General features: G+C 35.0%; 7 protein-coding genes and 2 pseudogenes. 4 read left to right on the forward strand and 5 right to left on the reverse strand.

The features are described 5' to 3' along the window. Positions 1 to 121 precede the first annotated feature (121 nt). Complete coding sequence (locus tag FB379_RS17640; RefSeq protein ID WP_062678573.1) at positions 122 to 361, reverse strand: hypothetical protein; 240 nt, start codon at positions 359 to 361, stop codon at positions 122 to 124. Positions 362 to 463: 102 nt separating this feature from the next. Between FB379_RS17640 and FB379_RS17645 the strand changes: the two genes are divergently transcribed. The 4 genes and pseudogenes from FB379_RS17645 to FB379_RS17660 all read left to right on the forward strand — a co-directional run. After that, the gene (locus FB379_RS17645) at positions 464 to 1,621 is read left to right on the forward strand and encodes a S8 family peptidase (RefSeq protein WP_066251638.1); all 1,158 of its coding nucleotides are present in this window, start codon (positions 464 to 466) and stop codon (positions 1,619 to 1,621) included. A gap of 83 nt (positions 1,622 to 1,704) precedes the next feature. Then, entirely contained in the window at positions 1,705 to 2,193 is a 489-nt protein-coding gene (locus FB379_RS17650; protein WP_062678576.1) for a hypothetical protein, read from the forward strand. A gap of 764 nt (positions 2,194 to 2,957) precedes the next feature. Continuing rightward, positions 2,958 to 3,427: pseudogene (locus FB379_RS18875) on the forward strand (transposase); the annotation flags it as partial. Continuing rightward, positions 3,424 to 4,245: pseudogene (locus FB379_RS17660) on the forward strand (IS1634 family transposase); the annotation flags it as partial. The pseudogenes FB379_RS18875 and FB379_RS17660, both read left to right, overlap by 4 nt. Before the next feature lie 442 nt (positions 4,246 to 4,687). On the opposite strand, the gene FB379_RS17665 reads toward FB379_RS17660, so the two are convergent. The 4 genes from FB379_RS17665 to FB379_RS17680 all read right to left on the reverse strand — a co-directional run bounded on the left by FB379_RS17665 (position 4,688) and on the right by FB379_RS17680 (position 9,976). Continuing rightward, complete coding sequence (locus FB379_RS17665) at positions 4,688 to 5,188, reverse strand: PTS sugar transporter subunit IIA (protein WP_144598524.1); 501 nt, start codon at positions 5,186 to 5,188, stop codon at positions 4,688 to 4,690. A 526-nt stretch (positions 5,189 to 5,714) separates the two neighbouring features. Then, positions 5,715 to 6,506: a MurR/RpiR family transcriptional regulator gene (locus tag FB379_RS17670; RefSeq protein WP_094244504.1), complete on the reverse strand. Its 792-nt coding sequence runs from the start codon at positions 6,504 to 6,506 to the stop codon at positions 5,715 to 5,717. A 306-nt stretch (positions 6,507 to 6,812) separates the two neighbouring features. Beyond that, complete coding sequence (locus FB379_RS17675; protein WP_066250754.1) at positions 6,813 to 8,171, reverse strand: 6-phospho-alpha-glucosidase; 1,359 nt, start codon at positions 8,169 to 8,171, stop codon at positions 6,813 to 6,815. A gap of 188 nt (positions 8,172 to 8,359) precedes the next feature. Further along, a complete protein-coding gene (locus tag FB379_RS17680) occupies positions 8,360 to 9,976 on the reverse strand; it encodes an alpha-glucoside-specific PTS transporter subunit IIBC (RefSeq protein ID WP_144598525.1) in 1,617 nt (538 codons plus the stop codon). Positions 9,977 to 10,633 lie beyond the last annotated feature (657 nt).

Genomic DNA, 10,633 nt, shown 5'->3' on the forward strand with positions numbered 1-10,633 from the left:
TTATGTTTTAAAAAATGTCAAATGATAATTTTGTACTTCCCAAAACCATTTACATCAAGCATTTAAACAAGATTTTGGACTGCGAAAGCTGAGTTATTAAATTATGCGAATTTTATTTGTTTTATTTATTATTTTCTTTTTTTATTTTTTCAATTCTAACAAAATCTTTAAATTGGGATATTAAATCTTTTACACATTGTTCGCTTTTATATTCTTTGTTTCCGTTCTTAACAATATCTAATCTCATATAAATCTGTTTTAATACAGTTTTAGCCTCATCTTCTGTCAAAGAATCAATACTTTTTAAAACTTCATCATATTGCTTTACCGCATTTTCATCGGCTAATTTATTTTCAAACATCATACTCCTCCTTTAATTTTTTTCTTTTATCGGTTATTATTATATAACAAAAAAACTGTAACGATATACTACTTTTACATTAAATTGGAAGGGATGTAAAAAATGAATAATAAGATGCTACTTGTAATTATAATGTCACTAATATTTTTTACTTTTAATATACCCAAAACATTTGCTGATAATAACCATGAGCAACGATATTTTGTGACTTTTAAAGAAGAAGTGGATACGGATTACATTAAAGAAAAAGAGGGAAAAATTATTCGGCAGTTTAATACTTCATCTTCAGTATTAATAGAGGCTTCTTCAGAAACTATACAAAGAATTAAAGATAATAACGAGATCGTAAGTATAGAGTTAGATGTCGAAGTGGAAATTGATGAAGCTTATGAAACTGATTGGGGGCTCATTGATATTGATCCTCAAGAACAATTGATTCCTTGGAATATTGATTATATCGGTTCTACTTATGCTCATCAAATAGATATTACTGGTAAAAATGTTAAAGTCGGCATTATAGATTCAGGGATAAATCCTCATAAAGATTTGAAAGTTAGCGGTGGAATCAACATAGTGGGTAATAATGGGAATTATTATGATGACTATGGACACGGCACTAAAGTCGCTGGAATTATAGCAGCTTTAGATAATTCTTATGGAATTATAGGTGTTGCACCAGATGTGGAATTATATTCAATTAAAGTTTTGAAATCAAACGGAAAAGGGTCAATAAGCGATGTAGTAGCTGGTATAGAATGGGCTATTGAAAATGATATAGATATACTAAACTTTAGCTTACAAACAACAATAGATAATAGTGTATTAAGAAATGCTATTCAAAAAGCATATGAAAATAATATATTGTTGGTTGCTTCTGCGGGGAATATGGGAGGAACAAAAAAAGTGGATACTGTTACGTATCCAGCAGCATATGACGAGGTAATTGCTGTAGCGGCAGTAGATAAGAATGGAGAAAGGGCGTCTTATTCTAGTACAGGAAAACGAATAGATATATCAGCTCCTGGAGATTACGTTTATACAACTGTTCAAAGTGGATTATATTTTTTAGCTACCGGAACTTCTATGGCTGCTCCACATGTTAGTGGTGTCGCTGCATTAGTATTGGAGTGTCAACCTAATCTTGATGTAGAGGAGTTAAGAAAAATATTATTAAAATCTAAAAAACCTTTTGGAAACCCTAAACTTTATGGCAAAGGGATTATTGATGTTCCGAAGGCAATTAAATTTAGTAAAAATTAAAAATAGTTTACAAATAATACAAATTATGGGATTATAAACTCATAATTTAATAATCTTGTAATAATCTTGAAGGGGTGGTTTTAATGTCAAGAAAATTTCTTGCATGTTTATTAGTATTTTCACTACTAGTAACATTCACTCTTCCAAGTGCTAGTCTTGCAGCTCCAAAAAGTCAACAAAGTAATAATTCAGTTGTTACTGAAGAATACATCCAAAATTCAGTAACTACTGACGATGAAATTGGGGATGAGGTTGAAGCTGCAGGAAAAACAGGATGGCTAATTAAAATGGGCTTAGAAGTAGCCGAACAAATTGTAAGATATGGTGGTTCTGCATTATCAAAAATCACAAAATATCTTGATGCTGATACAGCGAAATATTTAAAGAATAATAGCAGTAAAATCGCAAAAGGTATTGCAGATGCACAAAAGAAAATTAACGAACTTGAGGATTATACACAATCCCGTTTAAGTGCAATACTTCAACAATCACTTTCTAATATGGGAGTTCCAAAATCATATGCTGTTCCAATCGGAGATGCGATTGCAGCTGCAGTTATGTTTTTAATTTAGGAATTGTTCGGACAAAACTAGTTTAAAAATAAGGAGAAAAGAGAATTTGAATTCACACCGATTCTCTTTTCTCCATTTTTATTTATCTAGGTCAGCAAGTGCCACATTTAGCAATGCATCTAGAACAACTGCTAGTTGGTCCATTGGCTGTTGGAAACACTAATCTAATGATGGTATTTAAATTAAAATATTTATTCACTCAATCAAAATTCATATACACTTGATCTTTTAAAAACACTTTTATTTCAGGATGTAATTTTAATACATAAGTATCTATAAAGTTTTTTATAAATGGTGCAACATTATATTGACTACCTTCCTCTGGTTGAATACCCATTTCTAAAGCATTTACATAATCATCTGAAGATATAAGACTTGGTTTTATTATATAAGTAAAACAATAAATACCGAAATAATATAACTAAGTAGTTGTAGTATAGATTTATGGACACAACTTGGTTAAGTAATACTCTAAAAAGAATTATAATTGATTGAATCGGCTACACTTAACTGGACAATAAAATTAAGGTCAAGTAGACTAAACACCAAATTTGGGTATACTGCTTATTAAACATAAAGGATCCGTACTAGAAACTTTACTTGGAGTGGCGGGTATGCTAGCCTTGTCGGCGAGACAGATGAACACATCATCTGACTTCTTGGCTGGGAAAGCATGCCCGCAGAGGCTCCATGTCAAGTTTCGTCGCAAACCCACTGTTTTGGTGGTCTACTTCAACACTACCACAGTTAAGGAGAGTTTAAAAATGAGAAACAGACGAACATTCACTGTAGAATTCAAGGCTCAAATGGTCAAGCTTTATGAAAATGGGAAACCAAGAAAAGATATTATTCGTGAATATGATTTAACGCCTTCAGCCTTGGACAAATGGATCAAACAAAGCAAAACATCCGGTTCATTTAAGGAAAAGGACAATCGTTCTCCAGAAGAAAATGAATTGATCCAGCTTCGAAAAGAAAACAAGCGTTTATTGATGGAGAATGATAGTTTAAAGCAAGCCGCGCTGATACTAGGACAAAAGTAAATGTGATCAAGAATAACAGACACAAATACTCGATATCAGCAATGTGCGATGTCCTACAACTTCCAAGAAGTACCTATTATTACGAAGTAAAAGAAAAAAGTAATGCAGAAGATGAACTGACAGCTGCCATTCTGGAAATTTTCCAGAAAAGCCGCAAAAACTATGGTACACGTAAAATCAAACATGAATTAGTAATCTAGGGAGGTTAGAACATTTATTAGAGAATGGCTCTGTCGATAACATAATCGAGGGATTAGCCAAATTTTCAGAGCGTTACTTTGACCGAATTCACGGGCAAGGCTCTTCTTCTTCTGTCTCCGTGCTTTGGACAAAAGAGTTTGGGCCGGTTTATCTGTTCCGAAAGGTATGGGAAAAGTTAGGGCTTGGTCGGCTATTACGTAAAATCATGGATGATTCCGAGGCTGCTTCTCAGTATGACGAAGCCATTTTTGCTATGGTGTTAAACCGTCTCATGGATCCCAATAGTAAGCATTATATCTTCAAACAATGGATCGACACGATTTATGCAGAAGGTCTTTCAGACATTCAACTCCATCACTACTATCGTGCATTAGACTTCTTAAGTGAACAAAAAGAAAAAATTGAGGAACAACTTTATGGACATTTAACCGATTTAACCTCATTAGAAGTAGATATCGTGTTTTACGACACGACAAGCACCTATTTCGAAGGAGAGGAAGCAGACGAACTGCTGGCTCACTATGGTTACTCCAAAGATCATCGTGGAGATCGAAAACAAGTCGTGATTGGCTTATTAATGACCAAAACAGGGATTCCGATTGGGCATCAAGTCTTCCCTGGAAACATGCATGATACGAAGACATTTGGCATGGTGGTTGGAGATCTGAAGAAGCGCTATCCTATTCAGAAAGTCATTCTAGTGGGAGACCGCGGAATGGTTAGTGAAGCCAACTTAGATCAAATTCGTGAACTGGGCATGGAATATATTGTGGGTGTCAAATTACGAAAGTCGAAGAAAGCCCAAGAGTGATGTTAGTCTAAAAATTAGACACGGAGAACAGGGAGATTATAATAAACTTAATTACAATAGGTTTGTTTTTTGAAAATAAAAGTGCAGAGAATTGCAAAATCCTTATGCAGTGATATGCAAAGGAGCTTTACATGGAGGAGGAGCCATGATAACCTTTTTTGGTTTTGCCAAAACTGTTGAAGCTGGCGCTTGGCTAAAGAATCATGGCTACAGAGGATCCATGTCAAGCCCTTGATGGATAGATCACATATATGTATATTTATACAAAATTTTGATAAAGATATACTGCAACACTCTGAATTTTCTTCTTGTAGAAAATAACTTGCATCATTTTACAGAAATATATTTGGAAAATGCACAAATGCTTGGTAAGAATGTGCATCATCTAGGGGATTCGCAAAATTTTTCGCGGTATTTCGGATGTTAGAATGAAATTGCCCTAATTTACAACATAGCATTTCAATATATACTCTCCCCTTTGTATTTCACCAGCTTCCCGCACAACTATTTTCTCAGTCTTTTCAGCGCTATTTGTAATAATAATTGGCGTTACGATTTCTTTATTATTTTTTTCAATAAATTCTATATCAACATTCATTATGGGATCTCCAATTTTTACTTTTTGCCCTTCACTCACAGTTACTTCATAACCTTCACCATTTAATTCAACCGTATCTAGTCCAACGTGAATTAATATTTCTAACCCATGTTTTGTTCGAATACCTATTGCGTGCTTAGTAGGAAATACTTGAATAATTTGTCCTTTTACAGGGGACACAACCTTTCCGTCTTTAGGAATAACCGCTATCCCATCCCCCATCATCTTTTGGGCAAACACGGGATCCGGTACTTCTGATAATGAAATTACTTCGCCATACATAGGTGAAAAAATTTCTTCTATAATAGTTTTGGGATTTTTCGCAAATATTTTTTTTAACATACTAATTCCTTCTTTCTATCTATAATAATTTTATGAAAATTGTATTTTAATAATAAAGACAAGACAAAGAACAGACAGCAATCCAACAATAATGGTACTGCCGACAAATCTTAAATTTGCTCCTTTTTCCTTCCGGTTCAACGTACTATTTTTTATTAATTCTTTATGTGCTTTCCGGTATTTGCTAATAGCTAAAAGAAGCAACATACTGCCAAATATATTTCAACCAGCAATAATGAAATCGCCAACCTTCCTATTTCTAACTGGATCTGTTTTATAAATCTGACAACACCATTCTTGTCAATACACCAAAAAAAGATTTAACATGGCAAACACAAACAAATTTTAATGAAAGGATCCTCTTTTACTTGAGCAAAAAAAGGTTGGTTTGCCTGCAGCGACATTATATATAAATAATTAAGAAAGAGAAATGGGACGTATAAAAAAGATGACCGATATTTTAAAAATGCGCAAACTTTGTAATATGGAAGGGGAATCATTCGAATGTTTTTGTTGGCACGTTGTATTATGCGTCTTCATCTTTTCCCGCCCTTTCAATTGTTTCTTTTTTCTCTTTCAGGTAGTCAACATAATGGCTAAAAATAGCTTCTCCAATAATAAAAAAAGGGGCAAATGTTTTCAATTTTGTTCCGTTATGGCTTGCGAGATTTGAACTCCTGGCATATAAATTATACGGAGTCATTCTAGCCAAACGATTATTTACTAAATTTGTTATAGAGATAAAAGGAATTCCTTTGGCAACTAAATTTTGCACTGCAGGAAAAATTGTTGGTGTATCTCCTGATAAAGAAAAAATGATCACAACATCGTTTTTCTGCAAATCCTTTACAATTATTTCAAACTCCAATTGAGAGTGGATAACATTCAAATACTTTTGAAGCGGCAGAAACATTCTTTGCAACTCTAATGCACAATGTAATTGTGCAGTGCCCGTCCCAAAAACAAATACTTGATTGGCATTATATATCAATTCACAAACATCCGAAAAATCTTTGGTTTGAATATATTTGATTGTTTCATGAAGATCTTCCTGCAAAATTTCTACACCGCTTTTTTCTTCTACCGGATCCTCTCGACCTTGCCATTTTAAGAACACTCGGAATTCACTATATCCACTAAATTCCAATTTTTGTGCCAACCGCAATATTGAAGAGCGGGAAACATTGCATTTTTCAGCTAGATTATTAATCCCTAACGAATAACAAGTATTTTTATTATTCATAATGTACTTTAAGATGTGTAAATCTGTCTCATTTAATTTTTTATAATGTTTATTAATAAGTTCTTCTAATCTCAAGCCATATCCCCTCCTTCAATAAATAATTTATGTTTGCTCTTGTCATCTCCAATAGCCGTGCCGTTAACTGCGAATAAATTCGCTGGCAGAACTATATGGAACTGTACTGGATTATTATCCTTTACATTCTTTCGGAAGCAGCCAAATGTAATGCCAGAACACTACAATACTTAGTTTAAAGGAAAAAAAGGTGTAAGTCTGCTGCTTGGCAAAAAATAATTATTCATTAACAGAAGGAGGAGTGAAACAAAAAAGTACAAAAGATTGTTACCCTTTTGTACTTTTTGTTTGATAAAATCGATCATCTTAAAAAAATTCGCTCACTACCACATCATCTTTATGAAGTTCAGGCCAGAAATCTTTATTTGCTTCAATTAAATCATCCAATATTTCTTTAGCAACTTTTGCACTCGGTACTGTTTTTGATAATGTTATTGCTTGCCATAATTTTTGGTAAGACCTTGTTATCCATGCTTCTACCACTAGCTTTTCCACAGATACTTGTTGTTCCATTAATCCTTTTTGGAATTGCGGGATTTCCCCGATCGATAGCGGTTCAGGACCATTGCTGCCGACAATGCATGGAATTTCCACCATTGCGGTCGGATCAAAATTGGAAATAGCCCCTTTATTTTCTACAATAAGCAACATTCTTTCATGAGTGTTATAAGCAATGGCACGCGCCAAATCTACAATATATGCTGCATGTTCATCTATATGAAGTTTACTGCCTTCTGTGGATTGATTTTCAATTATTTTTCTACATTCGCCGAAAACAAATTTTTCACGGCCTTCCATTACTTCATTTGCTCTTGTATAATTCGGGTTAGAATTTGCCACTACTTCATCCGGGAATAAATAGTATTTTAAATATGTGTTTGGCAACGTATCTGGGTCTAATGCATATACGTCTCTCGCTTTTAAGAATGTATCTTGCCAGCTAGCATCAACATGCTGATTGTCTCCGCTATCATTGACAACATACCCGTACTTTGCAACATGCTCCTTTAATTTAGGCATTAAATCATTTCCTTCTTTGTCGCGAATATCCGTCCACCATCCAAAATGGTTCAATCCATAATATCTTACCGTCATTTCTTTGCGAGATTTTAACCCTAAAATTCGCGCCATACGTTCTTCAATCCCGACAGGCATATCACAAATGTTAAGTACTTTCGAATGAGGACGGAGACGGCGCGTCGCTTCAGCTACAATCGCTGCTGGGTTGGAATAATTGAGCATCCATGCATTAGGAGAGTATTTTTCCATATAATCAATTAATTCTAATACTCCTCCAATAGAACGCATTCCATATGCAATTCCACCTGGCCCGCATGTTTCTTGACCAACTACACCATGTTTCAAAGGTATTTTTTCATCTAATTCACGCATTGCATATTTTCCTACACGAATATGCGCCATGACAAAATCAACATCTGTAAAGGCTTCTTCAGGATTTGTTGTTGCCAAAAATTCTATTTCCGGAGCTCTTTCTTTGAGAATTATTTCGCAAGCTCCTGCAATTGTTGCTTGACGTTCCTCATCATTATCATAAAGTTTTAATTTCCGAATTGGAAACTTATATAAATTATCTAATAACATCAAAACAATCCCTGGAGTAAAAGTACTTCCCCCGCCTGCAATTAATACCGAGAATTTTTTCATTTTTAGGTTTCCTCCTTTAATGCAATATCCTCTTTCATCCAAGTTATAACAATTCATTTGTATGAAAACAATATTTCTTAACCATTCTGGTCGCTATCTCAAGTTCAGTTCTATTTCCCATAAGAAGGGAATTTTCCCGCTTGTCAAATAAACAACATTTTAGAATTTGCAAGTAAATGTGGAGCCTTTCAGTTTTCTTTATATTGTTTTTTGCTAGAATCACTCAATAAATTCTCAAATTGTTCCCTTACTTGTGGAACCGATAAACCGACTATCACTTGAATTGCTTTCCCATTCTTAACAATTCCGTGGGCTCCAGCTGATCTAAATCGGCTATCAGGCGCTATTTTTGATTCATCTACTACTGTTACGCGGAGTCTTGTAGCACAGTTTGTTACATCGGCAATATTAGAAGATCCGCCTAGAGCTTCTAAAAATTCACTAGCTTGAACAAAATAAGCATTTTCTTTATTTGCACTATTTTTATTTTCTGCTTGCTTTTTAGCTTTGTAGTCTGCTTTTGTATACAGTTTTACTTCTTTTTGGTCATCTGCTTCACGACCTGGGGTAGCTACATTTAGCTTTACAATTAAATAACGAAACGTGAAAAAATAGATAACCGTAAATGCCAATCCAATTATCCACTGAGTGATATAAGTGGAAGTATGGTATTTGAATAACGGAATCCAGTTGGAGCTGGCAATTTCTAACAATCCACCACCCATATTACCAACTGCACCAAACGCATACATCACCGCAGCCATAGAAGCTGCTAAAAATGCATGTACAGCAAATAGAAGAGGAGCAACAAATAAAAATGTGAACTCTATCGGTTCTGTGATCCCAGCTACAACAGATGTTAAAGTTGCTGCAATCAACATACCTGATACGATTTTCTTTTTCTCAGGTTTTGCTGTTACGTATATCGCTAATGCAATGCCAGGGATTCCAAAAATTTTGGACATACCATGCAAAGCAAAACCGCCTTCCGGGAACATTTCTTTTAATGAATGAGCACTTGTTGCATATTCCGATAAATGCTCCATCCAATATTTTGCAATTCCGCCATCAACAACTGCCGGGCCGTAGATAAAAGGACCGTATATAAAATGGTGCAGCCCCGTTGGAATTAAGATTCTTTCAAGGAATGTATACAACCAAACCCCTAATACATCAGAGGAAGCCAAAAACCCTTGTAAAGAAGCAATTCCGTTCTGAATTATCGGCCATCCCCACGAGGTAAGCAAGGCAAGAGGCAACATAGCAAAAAAACAAACAATGACAACAAAGGATGTTCCTTGGAAGATACCTAGGAAATCTGGTAGTTTTTTGTCAAAATATCGATTGTGGATTAAAACAACAATGGAAGAAATAACAATCGCACCGATAATATTTGTATCTAAAGTTTTAATACCGGCAATTTCCGTTAACCCGCTCACTCCTCCAACTTCTTGGCTAAAATCGACACCAAAATTTTCCCCCCAAATCGTTAAAATAGCGTTTACAAAATAATTGAAAGTTAAATAGGTTACGAGTGCTGCTAAAACAGCTCTCGCGTGTGCTTTTTTCGCTAATCCAATAGGGATGCCGGCAACAAAAAGCAACGGGATTTGATTAAATACTGTCCATCCACCTTCCTCTATTACCGTCCAGAATTTATACCATGCTCCATCTGGATCAGCCAAAGAACCCATAATATCCCCGTTTTTAAATAAAATTGTGAGACCTACAAGTATCCCCGCAAATGGGAATAATAATACTGGCACAAACATCGCCCCACCGAACCGTTGGATTTTTTGCATCATCCTTGATCCACTCCTTTACTAGCAATTAAATAACAATACTTAAGAAGTAATTTGTGGGATCTGTTATTTCATGCAAAAGATGATTGCCATAGCAAAAATGTCAAGGTGCTTATAGTTGCAACTATAAACTGTCAGCGCTTACAATTAAGTTATATTAAAATCTAATTTTTAACAATAACTTGGCAAGATGTCGGGACTTATCCTTTCCATTTGAACATTTTCCCACAGTTTGAAAAATTTCACGAACTTTTCAAACTGGAAAAACATATAAAATTTCTTTCTCACGGTTATTCACTATGTAGCTTTAGCTTCCCTAAACATCGAGTAGGAGGCTAATGAATTAGAAATACTGCAGCATTTGAAAACCGGCGCAGCAAACGGTGCGCCTAAAGTCGGCCGATTCGTAGACAACGCCATAGCAAATCTGAAAAATGCGAACCCTGACCGGCAAATAGGATTCGCCATGGAAGGGGTTGGGGATGTTAAGGTTCCGGCGGAATTGAGGGGAATTTTGGTTACTCCATAATTAGTGGGGAAAGTAAAGAGCCTCAAGAAGTTATTAATATAATGCTCCCATAAGGTGAGACACATGAGCGTGATAAATAAGTTATAATGATACCATGAAAAAAAGAAACCGATATACCGCAGAATTTAAAG

This window comes from Aeribacillus composti, assembly GCF_007827555.1.
GTDB lineage: Bacteria > Bacillota > Bacilli > Bacillales > Aeribacillaceae > Aeribacillus > Aeribacillus composti.